Below are 17559 nucleotides of genomic sequence, written 5' to 3'. Positions count from 1 at the left end.
AATCTGAATTTCTCTTTATAAAGTTTCCCTAACAACCATTATAACGCTCTGTTGTTGCTGAAAAGCTCATTTTCCGGGTTTTTACATCCAATTTTAATCAAAAACTAATGTAGCGGTTTTGTTACCTTAAAAGTCGAACTCCCGGATATCTGAATCGTTGAGAAGTCGCTGGGTCAGTTCGTCGTGGTGCTTCTCGGGTCCCTGTAAAGTCCAGCTGCCGGTGATATTCTTTTCTGTCCGGCTCTGTTCGCCCCGCAGTATTTTCAGATCGTATTGCTGGAAAAGGTCCTCGTAAGTTTTCAGGGATTTTTGGTCAAATTGGCAAACCAGCCTGTAATTCCGAATCTGACTTCTTCTGCGGATAAACTTTTGAAGCGGCGCCAGCATCACAAGCGACATTCCCGAAATCACGAAACAAATCACGGTAATCTCATAAAACCCGGCCCCGATCCCCATTCCAATTGCGGCTGTAACCCACACGATCGCCGCGGTGGTAATGCCCACAACCCGGTTGTTTTCCCGAAATATAATCCCCGCCCCGATGAAGCCGATTCCGGTCACAATATTAGCCGCAATCCTGCCAGCATCTGCACTGATTTTAATGGATAGTATTGTAAAAAGCGTCGACCCGACCGCGATCAGGATCATAGTCCGCAGCCCCGCCGACTTGCTGCGGTACTCCCGCTCAGTACCAATAACCGCGCCGAGGAGGAAGGAAAGGAGGAGTTTAATAATGTCTTCCTGAAGAAGGTGCATGCAAAGAGTATTAGTGTCTTGGAAAAAAATAAAAGCCGGAAAGATGATAATCTCCCCGGCTTGCAAAATTATATAACTAACGGTCACGCGCTACCAGTTTTTCTCTCGACCCAGTGAATCAGTTTCTCAGCCTCTTCGATTCCAAGTTTCGCCAGCGCCGCGCTGCGTGCCCCATCGTATGCCATATCGAGGTGCAGTACCTGATACGCGGTCATAAACGAATTGAGCATCTTCTTGTCGGCCTGAGAAAGGTTTGACTTATACCAATCGACGTCCTTTCGGCCTTTCGTTTTCTTTCCAAAGACTTCGTCCAATACCAGTAAAATGCCCGCATAGGCTGTGTGTCCGGCCATTTTTACGTACTTGGAATCTTGGAAATAGCCATCTTCCTTGCGCGCTTTTTCACTCAAAATTTGTTTCGCATTCGCCAGATACCTTCTGGCTTCCTGAATAGAATCGGGTGTTGTTTCGACCATTAGTGTATGTTTGGTTTTTGTTCAAATATAGTAAAAGAGAAACGCTATTGATTCATTAGCGTCTCAATCTCCTCCGCTTCCAAAGGAATGTCAGCCATTAAATCAATATTGCCCGTTTCTGTGATCAGTATATTGTTTTCTAGGCGAATCCCCAAGCCTTCTTCGCGGATATAAATACCTGGCTCGCAGGTGAATACCATTCCTGGTTCGAAAGGTCGGTATTTGTTGCCTACGTCGTGGATATCCAGTCCGAGGAAGTGCGAGGTGCCGTGCGGGAAATACTTTTTATAAGCAGGCAAGTCGGGATCCTGATTTTCGATATCAGTTTTTGAAAGCAGCTTCAAGCCGATCAGCTCGCTTTCCATGATCTTTCCGACTTCCTTGTGATATTCATCCCAAATATTGCCAGTCACCAGCATATCTTTTGCAGCTTTAAAAACCCTCAGTACAGCATCATAAACGTCCCTCTGCCTCTTTGTAAACCGCCCGTTCACAGGGATACTTCTGCTCAGGTCAGCTCCGTAGTTGGCATATTCCGCGGCTACGTCGAGCAAAATAATGTCTCCATCTTTACACTGCTGGTCATTTTGAATGTAATGTAAAACACACGCATTGGCCCCGGAAGCAATAATCGGCTGGTAGGAAAAACCTTTGGAACGGTTGCGGACAAATTCATGGACCAGCTCGGCTTCGATTTCAAATTCATGCACGCCCGGTTTCACAAACTTCAATACCCGCTCAAATCCGGACTTGGTGATCTCGCAAGCTTTTTTGAGTAGCTCAATTTCGATAGGATGTTTGATCGCCCGTAGTTGGTGCATCAGCGGTGCCAGCCGCAAAAGGGTATGCACAGGGTACCGATCCTTAAAATCACGCACAAAACGACTTTCCCGGCTCTGTACCTGCGAATCGTTTCGGGTATGTTCGTTGGTGTTCAGATACACCTTTTCAGCTTCAAAAATGATGTTGCCGAAAATAAAGTCAAACTGGTGCGTCCAGTAAACGGATTGAATGCCGGTAACTTCCCGCGCCTGTTCCTTGGTCAGCTTTTCACCTTCCCAAACTGCGATCAGCTCATTTGTTTCGCGTACAAATAGTACTTCACGGAACTTTGGGTCCGGGTGATCGGGGAAAATGAGCAATATGGTTTCTTCCTGATCGGCGCCTGTCAAATAGAACAAATCCGAGTTTTGCTTAAAGCCCATCGTACCGTCCGCATTGGTCGGCATAATATCATTTGAATTCAGAATTACGAGCGATTTTGGCTTCAAAAGTGTGCTGAGCCTGCGTCTGTTGTCTATAAAAAGGGCCTTATCAATACGTGAATAGCGCATACCTGGTAATTTTTGTAACTGTAATTTAATTTGTAAAATTACGTTTATCTTGTTCTAAAATTGCAGATATCCGGGAAGCTGCATGTGTAAAACGTTGCTTTGTGCCCGATTGCAGATTTTGATATACCAAATTAAGGAAGTGCCTAACAAAATGAATGTATGAAAAGATTGCTATTGCTCACCCTACTCCTCATCCCGGCTGCGCTGCAAGCGGCTCCGAAATATTGGATTTATCTCAAAAACAAGGACTTAGCATCTTCCCCCGCCGTCTCCCTGCAAACTTTGGCAAGTCGCCAGCAACTCGGACTACCCATTTCAGACGAAACTGACCTGCCGATCAATATAGCATACGAGCAAGCTTTAAAAGCGCAGTCTGTTACGATCATTAATAAATCAAAATGGCTGAATGCAGTGTCTGCGAACCTGACGAGCGAGCAGGCGATGAAAGTGCGGGAACTCGATTTTGTACAGGAAGTTATACCGATTGATCCTGGATTTTACGTAGCCAAAACGCAGCCGATTGAGAAGGCACAAATGGCGCCGGTTATGTCTCAGGTGCAGGCCAGCTTGTTTTTGAAAGAAGGTATTACGGCCAAAGATGTAACAATAGGAGTGATCGACGCGGGCTTCTATGGAGCTGATTCTTCGCTGGCGCTTGCCAAGATTTTTTCTAATAAAAGGATTTTAGGAATCCGGGATTATGTAAAACCGGGCCGGGCAGGTGAGCTGCTGTTCAGTACGGCGGAGTCATTTTCAGATATGCACGGAACGGAAGTAATGGCAGCTATTGCCGGCGTTGATTTCCAGGATGAAATACAATACGGAATGGCGACCAATGCCAAGTTTTACCTCGCGCGCACCGATTATTCAATGCGCGAATACCGGGGCGAAGAAGATAACTGGATTGCGGCGATGGAATGGATGGACAGTCTGGGTGTGCGACTGATCAACACGTCGCTGGGTTATGCCAAAGGTTTTTCGGATCCGAAAGAGAATTATATTCCTTCCCAAATGGACGGAAAAACGAGCGCAATTACGCGGGCAGCGCAGATCGCTTCTGACAAAAAAGGTATTATGCTGATCGTTTCTGCGGGCAATGAAGGCGACGATAAAAGCTGGGGGATTGTTTCTGCTCCGGCCGATGCAAAAGGTGTATTGTCAGTAGGAGCCACGAATGGAAAGCTGTGGAACAGAATAGGATACAGCAGCGTAGGTCCTGAGTTTTTGTCTTATGTAAAACCAAATGTTTCCTGCTTCTCATTGTACGGTACTTCACTTTCTGCGCCGGTGATCACGGGTTTTGCGGCTTGTCTTTTGCAGGCTAATCCCAAACTTACCAACAAAGAGCTGATCTCACTGATTGAAAAGTCTTCGCATTTATATCCCTACGGAAATAATTTTATCGGCTACGGTGTACCGCAGGCTTCCCGCGCGCTGGCATTGGCCAAAGCACCATACCTGCCGGATAGTGGAAAATTAGTGAAGGCAAAAGGTCGGTCGATCGATATTGAAGTTGCCAGTACGGAGCCGGTAGTTGCTATTTACCGGAAAAAGAATGAAAAGGATGTGCTATCGCAGCAAGTTGCAAAGGTACAGAATGGTAAAATTTCGCTGAAACGTCAAAGCGGCGAGCATTTCACGACGATTGATCTCCAAAATAGTGTCATTGAAGTAGCATGGGATTAAGGTGACCTGCGAAGTCTTGCTTCTTCCAGGTCCAGTTCCCTTTCTTTATTTTTGATCAATTCATCTGCGCAGGCTCTTTCCCTGCGCAGTTTTGTTATCTCCCCACGCTTCACATCAATGATCTCTAAAAGCATCGTGCGGTACTTCCTGACCGTGCTTTTGGCGGAATCGCTATCTGTATGCAGAAATTTAGAATCTGCCATTTCGATGATCTTTTCATAACGTTCTTTTAATAGTCGGAATGGTTCGAAATCAGCTATTTCACCGTCGTAGTTGGACTTCATGTAGTCGAGGCTGACGGTCGCCAATCTTGAATTCATCATCGCATTCTGTTCCTCCATATTCTCCCCGTCGTCTTCGATTTTAAGCCATTTAATAATAAAAGGAAGACTTAAACCCTGCAAAACGAGCGTAAACAGGATTACTACAAATGTGATGAACAGGAACAGGTCGCGGTGCGGAAATGTACCGCCGTTGACTGTTAGAGGAACAGCCAATGCAGATGCAAGCGAAACTACCCCACGCATTCCACTCCAGGCTACAATGAACACAGGTTGCCAGCCGGGCCTTCTTTCTTTTTCTCGAATGGTTTTAAATAAAACCCTTGGAATATAGGTACTCGGGAATACCCAGATAATACGTATCAGGATGGTTACTACACTGATGATGACCGCATAAGAGATCACTTCGCTCACTGTGTATGCGCCAAGACCAAGCATTACTTCGGGTAGCTCTAACCCGATCATGATGAAAACAATACCATTTAAAAGGAATATTACTGTTTCCCAAACGTAGTTGGTTTGCATTCTCGACTGGTAGCTAAACAGCTCATGCGCCCGGAAGCTCAGGAACAATCCGCCACTTACCACAGCCAGTACGCCGGAATAATGGTAATGTTCGGCGGCGATGTACATCAGGTAAGGCGAAATGAATGTAAGCGCCGTATCGATGCTGGGTGTAGTTGGGAAAAAGCGGTGGACTACGTACAATACATGCGCAATTGCGAGTCCAATAAGGATACCCATAATTGCTACCAGCAGAAAATCCACGCCGGCTTTCCATAGTGTAAACTGGCCCGTGGCAACGGTGGCGAGCGCGACGCGGAAAACGATAAGCGAGGAAGCGTCGTTGACCAGACTTTCACCTTCCAAAATAGTAACCACGCGTTTTGGTACTTTCAAACCCTGCAACACAGAGGTAGCCGCAACTGCGTCGGGCGGGGAAATGATACCGCCTAATACAAATCCCATTGCGAGCGTAAACCCCGGGATTAATGCATGCGAAAGATAAGCGACCGCAGTAGCAGTGAAAACGACCAGACCGATAGAAAGCAGCGAAATAGGTCGCTTGGCTTCCCAGAAATCTTTCCACGACGTATTCCAGGCGGCACTGTATAAAAGGGGAGGCAGAAAGATCAGGAAAACCCAGTCAGGAGCGAGTTTCAAGACGGGCATTCCGGGAATGAAACTGATTAACAGACCGGCAATTACAAGAAATATCGGGTAAGAAACGCCAATTTTTTGGCTCACCATCGTGAGCATTGCAACTACAAAAAGAAGAGAAATTATAAGGAGTAAATTTTCCTGGACCATATTAAGATATAGAGATTCGGGCGTATAAAAGTATATAATAACGTTGATTTACATATTTAAACTTTTGTGTGTGGTCGAACACGCATTGTGAAATTTTGGTTTTACATTAGCAAAAAAATAACAGATTTGTTTATCTTTATTGCCTTGATATATGTTGAATCAGTGGCAGTATACTTAAAAAGTCTAAATTTTCGGTAATTCTATCACCTAATCCCTAATAACAATGAGTACTTCTCGAAGAGATGTCCTGAAAATGGCGAGCATGGCGCTGGCGGGTAGCACACTACCAACTATTGCCATTTTAAATCCTAACCGCGCGTTTGCGGGTGTGAATGCAGAAACGCTGAAAATTGGTTTGATCGGTTGTGGCGGACGTGGATCTGGCGCTGCAAATCAGGCATTGAAAGCTGATCCGAACGTAGTTCTTCACGCTGTTGGAGATATTTTTAAAGATAAAATGGATTCTTCACTTGCCAACCTGACCAAAATTCACGGTCCGAAAGTGAAGGTAGAAGAAGGCAACAAATTTATCGGATTTGATGCATATAAAAAGGTTTTGGAATCTGGTGTGGATGTAGTGCTTCTTGCAACTCCTCCTCATTTCCGTCCGGAGCATTTGACAGCGGCTATCAATGCAGGCAAGCACGTGTTCTGCGAAAAACCGGTGGCAGTAGACGCGCCGGGTGTTCGTAAAGTTCTTGACGCAGCAAAATTGGCGAAACAGAAAAATGTTTCGTTGATGTCAGGCTTCTGCTGGCGCTACCACGAGCCAAAGCGTGCGAGCTTTGGGAAAATCCTCGATGGCGCGGTAGGTGATATTTCTGCTATTTACAATACTTACGATACAGGTACATTATGGTCTTTTCCACGCGTACAAGGCTGGACAGACGCGGAATATGTATTGCGTAACTGGACTTACTATACCTGGCTTGCAGGTGACCATATTGTAGAACAGGCTGTGCACAGTATCGATATGATGTCTTGGGCCATGGGCGGGAAACTGCCGGTCTCTGCGGTAGGTACAGGCGGTCGCCAGGTGCGTACTGACTCTTTGTTCGGTAACATCTTCGACCACTTTTCAGTAGTTTACGATTATGACAATGGCGTGAAAGGGTTCCACCATTCAAGACAACAGGCTAACTGCGAAAACAGCTACCTCGTTGAAACGATCGGAACAAAAGGCCGTGCGATGGTAAACTGTGCACGTAACGTACACGAAATCACAGGAGCAAATCCGTGGAAATATGAAGGTGCACAGAACGATATGTATCAGACTGAGCATAATGAATTGTTCGCATCTATCAGAAGCGGCAAACTGATCAACGACGGCGAGTTTATGGCGCACAGCACATTGATCGCTATCATGGGAAGAATGGCTTCCTACACTGGCAAGCGTGTTACCTGGGACGAAGCGATGAACTCATCTGAAAAGCTGGGTCCTGACACTTACAGCTTTGATATGAAACCTCCGGTAGTTGAGGTAGCAAAACCAGGTATCACTGCATTCTCCTGATCTCCATGCAGCGTAGAGAATTTATAAAAAGTGCGGCCATAGCAACATCAGCTATGGCCGTTACTTCATCTGTGGTGTCCGGTGCGACATTGCAGACTGCACCTTTGGCCAAACCGATGATCAAGAAAAGCTTGAAATGGGGTATGGTTAAGGAAGATTTGTCGGTGATGGACAAATTCAAACTGCTGAAAGATCTTGGTTACGACGGCGTTGAGCTTGACTCCCCAGACGACAAGATCACGATGAAGGAGATCCTGGAAGCCCGCGATAAAACCGGACTGGAACTCCCGGGAACGGTGAACTCCATGCATTGGAAACTGCCCCTTTCAGATCCGGATCCGAAAAAGCGTGAGGAATGTGTAAAGTCGATTGAAAAGGCGTTGATCGATACCAAAGCAATGGGCGGTACCACGGTACTGGTCGTGCCGGGTGTTGTGAATGCAACTACCACTTATGCAGAAGCTTACGAACGCTCTCAAAAGGAAATCAGAAAGCTGCTTCCGGTAGCTGAAAAGACGGGCGTGAAAATCGCATTTGAAAATGTTTGGAACCAGTTCCTTATCAGTCCGCTCGAAGCTGCGCGCTTCGTGGACGAATTCAAGCACCCGATGGTAGGCTGGTATTTCGACGTGGGCAATGTGTTGCGTTACGGCTGGCCGGTTTCATGGATCGAGGCGCTCGACAAGCGCATATTGAAGCTCGATCTGAAAGAATTCAGTTTCAAGAAACAAAATGACCTCGGTCTCTGGAAAGGCTTCGACGTGGAATTCATGGAAGGCGACTGCAACTGGGCCGAAGTGAACAAAGCTTTGACCAAGATCGGTTACTCAGGCTGGGCCTCCGCAGAAGTTTCCGGCGGCGACCGCAAGCGTTTGCTGACGATCCGCGAGAAAATGGATGAAGTTTTCAAAGCTTGATTTACAGATATTACTAACAGCATATTAGCCCGGAATATTCCGGGCTTTTTTTGTTTGTTTCTGAATACAAAAGTTAAGGTTTGTAGTATAAAAAAGCGATGCAAAATCTTCATCTTGCATTCGTTAAGACCTTACCTCACACTATCATAAATGTATCCTGAATTTTTATCTCCCATCAAGGGCGTTTTGCCCATCAGCGATCAGGTTTTTACGCAATTTTCGCTTCGTTTAAAACCCTTGAAAGTTCAGAAAGGACAACTTTTGTTATCAGATGGAGAGATCTGTGATAAATTATGGTTTGTAAAAGCCGGACTTGTCAGAGGTTACCAATTGACCGACGATGGTTTCGGCAATTCTATCGAGTCGACGGAATGGTTTGCTAAGGAGCATGATTTCATCTATTCGGCTGATAGTTTCGTCAATCAGGTTTCGGCCCGCGAATGCATTGAGGCATTGGAATGCTGTACCCTCATTTATATTACCCGCACAGACCTGTATCAACTCTACGCCGACCACCCTGAGATCTGCTGCTTTGGCAGGATTATCGCCGAACGATCGTGGCTAGCGCACAAGGAACTGCTGCGTGATATGCGCCTGCTTTCCGCCTCACAAAAGCTGGAATCATTCCGGCAGCGTTCGAAAGACCTCTTCAACCGCGTCCCTCAAAAGCATATCGCCTCCTATCTCGGCATTTCTGAAAACTACGTCAGCAAGCTCCGGGCCAAGCGCTGATTTTCTGGGTTTTTGCAGGTTGAAAGCTGGGTTTTTGTAGGATATCGACTGATCAATTATTGGTTGATTTGCATTATTAACTTAATGCAAATTAATCCATGAAAAAGACACTTCTTCTAGCATTCCTAACCATCTGCTGGTTGGGAGCAGACGCTTTCAGTCAGCAAACGACGAAGCCGCCCGAAAAAGCAGTAGATGCGAAATTGCCGTTTAAATGGGATGTTACCCTCAAATTGTACCCTCTCATTGCCACTGGGCACATGGGAATCATGACCAGATATTCGCCTAACGAAAAAGGAGCATTCAGGCTGGCTTTTGAAAATATTGAATTTGGAAAGACAAAGTCGGTACAATACATCGTCGTTGTAGACGGCCCTCGCCTGGATACAGTTCGTGTTACGACTTCCAAATTTGGCTACGGCTACCAACGGATCGGTTATGAAATTCATTTCAATTCGGGCAGGCATCAATTGTACTGTGGGATGGATCTCGGTTTCGCATTTGCCTATGATCGATACAATCCGGCAGATGCACGCGGATCCAGAAGATATGATTTGTCTGCAAATCCACTCGTAGGATTAAAGTACAGGGTTCTCGATCGCCTTTCCCTTTCGGCAGAGTTGGCCGGCTCGTTAGCGTATCATCACCGGAGCCTTATCGCTCACAATAGAGACATTATTAACGAAAACATGATGTGGACGATTTCATTGGATAATTTTTACATGTTTAATATTTCATATCATTTTTAACAAATCATCTATCATGAGAACTTTATCACTTGGTAAAACTCTGCTTGTCAGCGGCTGTATTTTTCTTAATACTGCTGTCCTGGGACAAACCGTCCAGATGACATGTGATGCGAATGGCTGTAACAGCGCAATGCCCGGGCAAAATCTGCACCAGTATTCGGCAAATATTTTAGACTTCGAAGACTGTCAGGAGGGCAGTCATTGCAAGTTTAAGTGGGAAGTTACAAATGGGATTTTTAATAATAATAATTCCACAACCCTTATTGCAGACGGAGCTACGAAAGTTGACGTGAAGTGGAATAACGTGAATGGCAATGGAACAATTAAAGTAACAACTGACAAGCCAGCAAGTCAAGCAGATGGATGTAAGAATTGCCCAGTAGGTTTGACGGTGACAAAAACGATTCCCATAAAATACCTGGGAACACCGGGTAATATCAAAATCAATGGAGTCGCCTACACAGGAAGTTACCAGTTCAGCTGCGGTACTGCGCCAATTACGGTCTCCGTAACCCCAGCCACTAATGCCACAAATTATGCCTGGTCGTATCCGGCAGGCTGGGCAAAAAGCGGTAGCGGAGCTTCCATTACACTAACGCCTACCAAAAATACTGGCGGCACCATTAAAGTTGTTGCGTCCCGCGGCGATGTTTTGAATCTTGAAACATTCTCACAACTAGCTATTACCAGACCGCTTCCAACAAAACCTGTCATCAATTCGGGAGACATCCTCCTGTGCAATCCTAAAACAATTACCGCTTCTGCGACTAATGCCAGCTCCTATAATTGGGTAACCACCGGAGGGATCACTGCTAATTCCGGAAACACCAATACGGCGCAAATTACCGGGGTATCCAGTGGAACTGTGAAAGTATCAGCCACGTCTGCCGTATGCGGGGTTACTTCGGCTTTCAGTAATACAATCAATGTGAAACGCAGCGCCCCACTGGCGGCATCTTTGCTTGTCACCGAGAATGGCGGCGGCTCGCCGGATTTTATGTGCAATGGATCTGGCGTTTCGCTTCATGCGGAAACTGCCGAGCCTGGTACGAATTTCAGTTCCTGGGTGAGCAGCGATCCGGCTAATACGATTCTGAACTATAATGGCGGCTCGGCCTATTTCAATTCGTATGTAAACAGTTGCTATGGTGTGACTGTCGTTGCCAGCAACTGCTTTGGTTCTGTTCAGAAGGGGATTACGATTTGTGTTGATAATTGCGTTAAGGCGACGCCCACTCCCAGTATTCACCCTAATCCAGCCGACGATTACATTGATATTGCATTGGGTGAACGGAATACTGTTGAGATTCCTGAGCAGATCAAAATAATCAGCGAAGCAGGGTCAAGGGAGCTGAAATCTGTAAATGTAGTGACTGACGGAATGCTACGGCTCAATGTATCTGATCTGCCGCGCGGTGTGTACCAGATCGTGCTGATTTATAAAAATCTTGAATCAAAAAGTGTTCGTGTAGTATTGCAATAAAGAACTAAAAACATCTCGCAACTGACGTTCCTCCCTACTTCTTCACCTTATACCGTGTCCGCGCGTAGTGCCGGATCGTTGAGATTTTTAGTTGGCCGCCCTCGATCTTCACCAGCTTATATTCTTTGAATTCTCCTTTTTTATCCAGAAAACCAATAATGCAGGATTGCTCTTCCTTGCCTTTCTGGATCTCCACTTTTGGCTCAATGCCGAAGTTTGGTATCTTCAATGCATCTTCGGCTTCCAGTTCCTTGTATTTCATTTTGATCAGATAGTCGAAGGTAGACTTGGTTTCATACACTTCAACTGAAAACCGCCAGTCGTTTAAAGGATCCTTAACTTTCTCGCTGAAACTCGCTACCGGGCCGGTCTCCACTTCTTTTCTTTCCAGCGCAATCGTGTCATTTACAACTATGTTCGATTGATCGCCTGTACTATTTGCATCATTTTGCCCTTTGCATGCGAACAGTATTACCAGGACAAACAGGTAACAATATTTCATTTGAAAGTAAGGTTTGGTTTGAGATCAGTTCCAGCTTTGCAATATACTTTTGTTATTTGCATTAAATGCAATATTTTCCTTCCCGCATTGTAAACAAATCATGATCAATCCTGCTCCCTTTTTCCGATTCAGACTATGGCGTTGAACTATATTTTCGTAGGTTTTTTTGTCATCGCCTTTGTAATCGCTTTTCTAAAATTCGTGCTGACCGGGGATGTGCAGACATTCAAGGAGATAACCGAAGGAATGCTTAAAATGGCCGAAGTTGCGGTAATGGATATCGCATTGCCGCTGACGGGCGTCATGACATTCTTTCTCGGAATATTGAATGTGGGTGAAAAAGCGGGCATTATCAACCGGCTCGCCCGGATAATCGGTCCGTTTTTCAACAAGCTTTTCCCCGAAGTACCCAAAGATCACCCCGCGCACGGGCAGATGATCATGAATTTCTCCGCCAATTTTCTGGGTCTGGATAATGCAGCTACGCCGTTTGGTTTACGCGCGATGCAAAGTTTGCAGGACCTGAACCCCAGCAAGGATACCGCTTCCAATGCACAGATCATGTTTCTGGTTTTGCATACTTCGGGTTTACAGATCATCCCGCTGTCCATTATCGCGCAAAGGGCGATCCTGGGTGCCGAAAGTCCCTCCGATGTTTTTATTCCCTGTGTGGTAGGTACTTATATTACGACGGTGGTGGCGATGATCATTACCGCGAGCTGGCAGCGGATCAACCTTTTTAACAGGACTATTATGCTCTGGCTGGGCAGTATCACGGCACTTTTGGCGCTACTGCTCTGGTACCTCTCGGGATTGCCGAAAGAACAGATCGAAACCATTTCCATTTTTGTCGGTAATTCTGTGTTGCTGGCGGTGATAGCGGGTTTTTTAGGTATTGCATTGTATAAAAAGATCAATGTGTTCGAATCGTTTATCGACGGGGCGAAAGCTGGATTTACGACTACGGTTACTATTATTCCCTATCTCGTCGGGCTGCTCGTCGCGATCAGCGCATTCCGGGCCTGCGGGGCGATGGATTATCTGATCGATGGTTTGAAATACCTTTTTGCACTAACCGGCATGAACACTGATTTTACAGACGCATTGCCGGTCGCATTGATGAAACCGCTGAGCGGGAGCGGCGCGCGGGCTTTGATGATTGACGCGATGAAGGAATTTGGCCCTGATTCATTTGTCGGCAGACTGGTATGTATTTTCCAGGGCTCGGCCGATACGACGCTTTATATTGTAGCACTTTATTTCGGTTCAGTAGGGATCAAGAATACGAGATACGCCATCGTAGCCGGGCTGATTGCTGACTTTGTGGGGGTTCTCGCGGGAATCTGGCTTGGATACTTATTTTTTCACTGATTTTGCTTCATTTTCAGCATGACCCTTTTACCCCTGTTATGCAACCGTCCGTATAAAATGGATGGTTGTTTTTTAGCCTAAACACTAATATTGATCAACTAACTCTGGACGGCCCATGTTAAAATCGTTACTAAAATCCGCACTATCACTTCTTCTAATTTGTGCGATTGTTCCAGTAGAAGCCACTTTTGCGCAAAAGGATGTGAACCAACCGGCTAACACTTATTCGCTCGAAGATTGTATCCGCATTGCGCTGGAAACAAATCCGCAGATCAAGCAATCCGAGCTGACTGTTCAATCCAACAACAATATTTACCAGCAGTCCAAGTGGCAGCGGTGGCCGAGTATCAGCTTCAGTGCTGGCCAGGGATTTAGTTTCGGTAGAAATATTGACCCTTTTACCAACCAGTTCGTCCAGCAGAATATCAGCTCCAATAACTACCAGCTAGGTGGTCAGATCACGCTCTTCAACGGTTTTCAAATTAAGAATAATATCAAATTCAACGACGCCAATTACCAGGCAAGTGCGAAAGACCTTGATGCGGCCAGAAACGATATTATGCTTAATGTGGCGCTCTCGTATTTGCAGGTGATCACCAATCAGGAGCTGATCGACGTGGCGCAGTTGCAAGTGAATGCATCTCAATTGCAGGTTGATCGTACCGCCAAACTGGTTGCGGCGGGAACACTGGCAGAAAACAACCTGCTCGACCTGAAAGCGCAGCTCGCGAACGATGAGCTGACTTTGGTAAATGCGCAGAACAACCTGGAAACTGCCAAGCTGAACCTGAAACAATACATGAATATTTCCGGCAGCGAAGATATCAATGTGGTCAAAATAGAAGTGAAAGACCCTACATTGCAAGCTTACGACGCTACGATCCAGGAGATTTACGAAACCGCATTGAACAATCTTCCCCAGATGCGGGCAGCCAATATGCGCATTGAAGCGGCCAAAACGAATGTAGAACTGGCTCGCGGCGCAGGAATGCCTTCCCTCACATTAAGCGGCGGTGTTTACACCACGTTTTCGAGCGCGGCGCCCAAAGAGCGTTTCGTCTCCGACGGTTCCGGGGAGTCTATCACCGAGGTAGTGTCGCCGACAGATTACATTCTTTACAATGAAGAACAGTTGCCGATCGTCCAGAAAGTACGCACGCCAAACGGTTCGCTGCGGACTTTTGGTTACCTGGATCAGCTGAACTTCAACAGAAACTCGGCGCTCAACCTGAATTTGACAATACCCATTTTCTCCAATTTCAGGGTGAAATACAATATTGCAAATGCGAAGATCCAGCAGAAAACGTACGAATACCAGGCACAGCAGGTACAGCTTACGATCCGCAAAAATGTGGAACAGGCTTATATTGATATGACAAATGCGGCAAAAAGATATTCGGCGACTGCTAATCAGGTGCAGGCTTTGGCGGAAACTTTCAGGGTGTCGCAGGTACGTTTCGATGTGGGGGCGATCAATTCGGTAGAATTTAATATTGCCAAAGCGAATCTCGACCGGGCCAACGGAAATCTGGTTCAGACCAAATATGATTACGTTTTCAGGACCAAGATCCTCGATTTCTACATGAACCGCCCGCTTTCAGATTTTTGACAAAAACATTATCCTCTGTCTTATTTCAACAAACAATCATTAATTGTAACCCCAAATTTTATGGCACGTAAATCTTCGAAACGAATCTGGTGGATTACAGCAGGTCTTGTATTACTTCTCGTAGCCGGTTTGTTTGGAGCGAAACAGGCGGGCTACATAGGCAAGCCGAAAACCACGGAGGTTGAATATGCAACTGTGGGGAAAACGGATATTATCGAAAGGGTAACCGCTTCCGGGAAAGTACAGCCCGAGGTGGAGGTAAAGCTGAGCCCCGATGTATCCGGTGAAATTATCAGTCTGAATGTAGCTGAGGGAGATTCGGTTTCCAAAGGTCAGTTACTCTTGAAGATCCGTCCCGACAATTACGAATCACTGATGGCGCGCGCGCAGGCTTCGGTTAACTCGAGTAAAGCCAATTATGAGCAGACCAAGGCGATGGTAGCGCAGGCAGAAGCGAGACTGGTGCAGGCAAAAGCTAATTTTGACAGAAATAAAAAACTCTACAACGACAAAGTAATATCGGCGGCAGATTTCGAGCAATTCTCCTCGACTTACGGCGTAGCACAGCAGGAACTTGAGTCAGCCAAGGCGAACGTATCGGCGGCGCTCTATAATATTAAAAGTGCCGAGGCAGGTATGCGCGATGCAGCCGAAAACCTTCGTAAAACGAGCATATTTGCTCCTGTTAGCGGTATTATCTCTCTGTTGAATGTGGAAGCCGGCGAGCGCGTGGTGGGTACTTCGCAAATGGCCGGTACCGAAATGATGCGCATCGCCAACCTGGCCAATATGGAAGTGCGGGTGAATGTGAATGAAAATGATATTGTGCGGGTTTCACTCGGCGATACTGCTGAAATCGATGTGGACGCGTACAGCTCGTCCGGGCGCAAGTTCAAAGGTATCGTGAAGGAAATTGCAAATACAGCAGCCGGACTGGCTTCTTCCTCGGCTTCCGGTTCGTCGCTATCCAGCACTTCTGCGGATGCAGTGACAGAATTTGAAGTGAAGGTGAAGATATTGAATGAATCTTTCAGTGATTTGATGTCGTCGCGTTCGAAAAAATCCTATCCCTTCAAGCCTGGTATGACAGCTTCGGTTGATATTATCACCGACCGTAAGAACGGCGTTGTTTCGGTTCCGATCGCGGCTGTAACGACGCGCGGTAACACACCTCCTGCAGCCCAGCCGGAAGGTCCGCCGCAGGAGAATGCGGAGTCGGAAGAAGATGATAAAAAGCCTAAGAAGGAAGTTGCGATCAAAGAGGTTGTTTTCGTGGATGTTAACGGAAAGGCAGAGTCGAGAGAAGTGAAAACGGGTATCAGCGATTTTGAAAACATCGAGATTCTTTCCGGTCTGAAACCCGGCGACAAAATCATTTCCGGACCTTACATTGTCGTGTCTAAAAATCTAAATAATGGCGACCTCGTAGAAAAAAAGAAGGAAGAGGTGAAAAAAGACGAAAAAAAATCAAATGAAAACGCAAACTGATACGTTGTAAAAAAGTAATAAGTTCGATTTAGTTTAGGTTAAAAAGGAAAATCCTTGCGGCTTTGCTGCAAGGATTTTTTATGCCTAAACACTGAGGTTGTAAGTAAGCTATTAGCTGTCAGTTATTTAGCTTATTTTGCCATAAAGCACTTCCAGAGCTGCTGTAATTGCGTTCCGCGAACTCTCTCAAAAACAATAGCCTTAATTTTGCAGTTTCTGTCAAAAACTTCTCATTTTTGAAACCGGCCTGAATGTGATGATTCAGGTCAGATTGGTTTAGACATTTTCTGCATGAGTTTTTTAAATGGAACAAAAATCGCCGTAATAGGCGGCGGCAGCTGGGCAACTGCGCTGATCAAGATATTGTGCGAACAGAACAATGTGCAGATCCGCTGGTGGCTCCGCAATCAGAAAGATATTGAGCACATCCGCAAGTACCACCACAATCCGAGCTACCTCAGCGACGTGGTATTGCAGCCGAAAAAAATCAAAGTTTTTGAGAAAACGACCGATGCCGTAAAAGGAGCAGATTATGTGATCCTGGCTGTTCCGGCGGCATTTATAGAAGAAGCTTTGCAAGATCTTTCAGTCAAACATTTACAGGGAAAACGGATCGTATCTGCGATTAAGGGAATGATCCCTGGTCAGAATATCCTGATCACCGACTGGGCTTCCGAAAGATTTGGCATCGAACTAAAAGATACCTGTGTGATCGCCGGCCCCTGCCACGCGGAGGAAGTCGCGCTCGAAAAACAGTCCTACCTTTCCATCGCCTCCACCGAATGCCCCGCAGCGGAGGATTTTGCCAAATTAATGACCTGCCGCTACGTAGCCGCCAATCCGCTCGACGACCTGTACGGCGTCGAATATGCTGCGATCATGAAAAATATCATTGCGCTGGCCTGCGGTATCACGCACGGTTTGGGCTATGGTGATAATTTCCAGGCTGTACTTGTATCGAATGCGATGCAGGAAATCGGAAACCTCGTTACTGCGCTTGATAAACGCGAACGGAACCTCAGTTCTTCTGCCTACCTCGGTGATCTGCTCGTAACTGCCTATTCCCAATTTAGCCGGAACAGGTTGTTTGGCAATATGATCGGACGCGGATATAGTGTGAAGGCGGCGCAGCTGGAAATGAAAATGATCGCGGAGGGATATTATGCTACCAAAAGTATTTACGAGATCAACAAATTGTATCACGTCAACCTGCCGATAACCCACGCTGTTTACAGGATCCTGTACGAAGAGCAGGCGCCGGGAATGGTGATGGATGATTTGAAGAAAGTGTTGAAGTAATAGCCCGTTTCCTCTATTTGATGGTATTTTCCTGACATCGTATCCTTAAACT

The 17559-nt window shown here is 46.2% G+C and carries 15 protein-coding genes; 10 read left to right on the top strand and 5 right to left on the bottom strand.

Annotated elements, in window-relative coordinates:
- Window positions 1–126: 126 nt before the first annotated feature.
- From LZG94_RS14725 to LZG94_RS14715, 3 genes are all read right to left on the bottom strand, one after another.
- A complete protein-coding gene (locus tag LZG94_RS14725; RefSeq protein WP_233792626.1) occupies window positions 127–756 on the bottom strand; it encodes an MgtC/SapB family protein in 630 nt (209 codons plus the stop codon).
- A gap of 83 nt (window positions 757–839) precedes the next feature.
- A complete protein-coding gene (locus LZG94_RS14720) occupies window positions 840–1232 on the bottom strand; it encodes a DUF5618 family protein (protein ID WP_233792625.1) in 393 nt (130 codons plus the stop codon).
- Window positions 1233–1276: 44 nt separating this feature from the next.
- The gene (locus tag LZG94_RS14715) at window positions 1277–2566 is read right to left on the bottom strand and encodes an aminopeptidase P family protein (protein WP_233792624.1); all 1290 of its coding nucleotides are present in this window, start codon (window positions 2564–2566) and stop codon (window positions 1277–1279) included.
- 159 nt (window positions 2567–2725) lie between these two features.
- On the opposite strand from LZG94_RS14715, the gene LZG94_RS14710 reads away from it, so the two are divergent.
- Window positions 2726–4252: a S8 family serine peptidase gene (locus tag LZG94_RS14710; RefSeq protein ID WP_233792623.1), complete on the top strand. Its 1527-nt coding sequence runs from the start codon at window positions 2726–2728 to the stop codon at window positions 4250–4252.
- Here LZG94_RS14710 and LZG94_RS14705 read toward each other — a convergent pair.
- Window positions 4249–5844: a Na+/H+ antiporter gene (locus LZG94_RS14705; protein ID WP_233792622.1), complete on the bottom strand. Its 1596-nt coding sequence runs from the start codon at window positions 5842–5844 to the stop codon at window positions 4249–4251. The two genes, LZG94_RS14710 and LZG94_RS14705, sit on opposite strands and share 4 nt — an antisense overlap.
- Before the next feature lie 253 nt (window positions 5845–6097).
- On the opposite strand from LZG94_RS14705, the gene LZG94_RS14700 reads away from it, so the two are divergent.
- From LZG94_RS14700 to LZG94_RS14680, 5 genes are all read left to right on the top strand, one after another.
- Window positions 6098–7357, top strand: coding sequence for a Gfo/Idh/MocA family protein (locus LZG94_RS14700; protein WP_215234784.1), 1260 nt, complete (start codon window positions 6098–6100; stop codon window positions 7355–7357).
- Window positions 7358–7410: 53 nt separating this feature from the next.
- Window positions 7411–8274, top strand: coding sequence for a sugar phosphate isomerase/epimerase (locus tag LZG94_RS14695; RefSeq protein ID WP_229254707.1), 864 nt, complete (start codon window positions 7411–7413; stop codon window positions 8272–8274).
- Window positions 8275–8424: 150 nt separating this feature from the next.
- Window positions 8425–9006, top strand: a complete 582-nt coding sequence (locus tag LZG94_RS14690) for a Crp/Fnr family transcriptional regulator (RefSeq protein WP_233792621.1) — start codon at window positions 8425–8427, stop codon at window positions 9004–9006.
- 98 nt (window positions 9007–9104) lie between these two features.
- The gene (locus LZG94_RS14685; RefSeq protein ID WP_233792620.1) at window positions 9105–9755 is read left to right on the top strand and encodes a hypothetical protein; all 651 of its coding nucleotides are present in this window, start codon (window positions 9105–9107) and stop codon (window positions 9753–9755) included.
- Window positions 9756–9768: 13 nt separating this feature from the next.
- Complete coding sequence (locus LZG94_RS14680) at window positions 9769–11238, top strand: T9SS type A sorting domain-containing protein (protein ID WP_233792619.1); 1470 nt, start codon at window positions 9769–9771, stop codon at window positions 11236–11238.
- A 34-nt stretch (window positions 11239–11272) separates the two neighbouring features.
- Here LZG94_RS14680 and LZG94_RS14675 read toward each other — a convergent pair whose 3' ends face one another.
- Complete coding sequence (locus tag LZG94_RS14675; protein ID WP_233792618.1) at window positions 11273–11740, bottom strand: hypothetical protein; 468 nt, start codon at window positions 11738–11740, stop codon at window positions 11273–11275.
- 135 nt (window positions 11741–11875) lie between these two features.
- Here LZG94_RS14675 and LZG94_RS14670 point away from each other — a divergent pair, with 135 nt between their 5' ends.
- The 4 genes from LZG94_RS14670 to LZG94_RS14655 all read left to right on the top strand — a co-directional run bounded on the left by LZG94_RS14670 (window position 11876) and on the right by LZG94_RS14655 (window position 17507).
- Entirely contained in the window at window positions 11876–13111 is a 1236-nt protein-coding gene (locus LZG94_RS14670; RefSeq protein WP_215234705.1) for a nucleoside recognition domain-containing protein, read from the top strand.
- 115 nt (window positions 13112–13226) lie between these two features.
- Window positions 13227–14720 carry a TolC family protein gene (locus tag LZG94_RS14665; protein ID WP_233792617.1) on the top strand — a complete coding sequence of 498 codons (1494 nt, stop codon included), beginning with the start codon at window positions 13227–13229 and terminating at the stop codon, window positions 14718–14720.
- Between the two features lie 60 nt (window positions 14721–14780).
- The gene (locus LZG94_RS14660) at window positions 14781–16208 is read left to right on the top strand and encodes an efflux RND transporter periplasmic adaptor subunit (protein ID WP_233792616.1); all 1428 of its coding nucleotides are present in this window, start codon (window positions 14781–14783) and stop codon (window positions 16206–16208) included.
- Between the two features lie 291 nt (window positions 16209–16499).
- Complete coding sequence (locus LZG94_RS14655; RefSeq protein ID WP_233792615.1) at window positions 16500–17507, top strand: NAD(P)H-dependent glycerol-3-phosphate dehydrogenase; 1008 nt, start codon at window positions 16500–16502, stop codon at window positions 17505–17507.
- Window positions 17508–17559: the final 52 nt, after the last annotated feature.

Origin of the sequence: Dyadobacter sp. CY343, assembly GCF_021390335.1 — a bacterium.
In the GTDB taxonomy this organism is placed as follows: Bacteria; Bacteroidota; Bacteroidia; order Cytophagales; family Spirosomataceae; genus Dyadobacter.
Note: the sequence above shows the minus strand (reverse complement) of the source record. Positions and strands in the feature narration are given on the sequence as shown.

What these genes read in the sequence shown, in the direction of transcription:
- LZG94_RS14725 (WP_233792626.1), bottom strand. Translation starts at nt 756, where the DNA reads ATGCACCTTCTTCAGGAAGACATTATTAAACTCCTCCTTTCCTTCCTC.
- LZG94_RS14715 (WP_233792624.1), bottom strand. Translation starts at nt 2,566, where the DNA reads ATGCGCTATTCACGTATTGATAAGGCCCTTTTTATAGACAACAGACGC.
- LZG94_RS14700 (WP_215234784.1), top strand. Translation starts at nt 6,098, where the DNA reads ATGGCGAGCATGGCGCTGGCGGGTAGCACACTACCAACTATTGCCATT.
- LZG94_RS14710 (WP_233792623.1), top strand. Translation starts at nt 2,726, where the DNA reads ATGAAAAGATTGCTATTGCTCACCCTACTCCTCATCCCGGCTGCGCTG.
- LZG94_RS14675 (WP_233792618.1), bottom strand. Translation starts at nt 11,740, where the DNA reads ATGAAATATTGTTACCTGTTTGTCCTGGTAATACTGTTCGCATGCAAA.
- LZG94_RS14680 (WP_233792619.1), top strand. Translation starts at nt 9,769, where the DNA reads ATGAGAACTTTATCACTTGGTAAAACTCTGCTTGTCAGCGGCTGTATT.
- LZG94_RS14690 (WP_233792621.1), top strand. Translation starts at nt 8,425, where the DNA reads ATGTATCCTGAATTTTTATCTCCCATCAAGGGCGTTTTGCCCATCAGC.
- LZG94_RS14705 (WP_233792622.1), bottom strand. Translation starts at nt 5,844, where the DNA reads ATGGTCCAGGAAAATTTACTCCTTATAATTTCTCTTCTTTTTGTAGTT.
- LZG94_RS14660 (WP_233792616.1), top strand. Translation starts at nt 14,781, where the DNA reads ATGGCACGTAAATCTTCGAAACGAATCTGGTGGATTACAGCAGGTCTT.
- LZG94_RS14665 (WP_233792617.1), top strand. Translation starts at nt 13,227, where the DNA reads ATGTTAAAATCGTTACTAAAATCCGCACTATCACTTCTTCTAATTTGT.
- LZG94_RS14655 (WP_233792615.1), top strand. Translation starts at nt 16,500, where the DNA reads ATGAGTTTTTTAAATGGAACAAAAATCGCCGTAATAGGCGGCGGCAGC.
- LZG94_RS14720 (WP_233792625.1), bottom strand. Translation starts at nt 1,232, where the DNA reads ATGGTCGAAACAACACCCGATTCTATTCAGGAAGCCAGAAGGTATCTG.
- LZG94_RS14670 (WP_215234705.1), top strand. Translation starts at nt 11,876, where the DNA reads ATGGCGTTGAACTATATTTTCGTAGGTTTTTTTGTCATCGCCTTTGTA.
- LZG94_RS14695 (WP_229254707.1), top strand. Translation starts at nt 7,411, where the DNA reads ATGGCCGTTACTTCATCTGTGGTGTCCGGTGCGACATTGCAGACTGCA.
- LZG94_RS14685 (WP_233792620.1), top strand. Translation starts at nt 9,105, where the DNA reads ATGAAAAAGACACTTCTTCTAGCATTCCTAACCATCTGCTGGTTGGGA.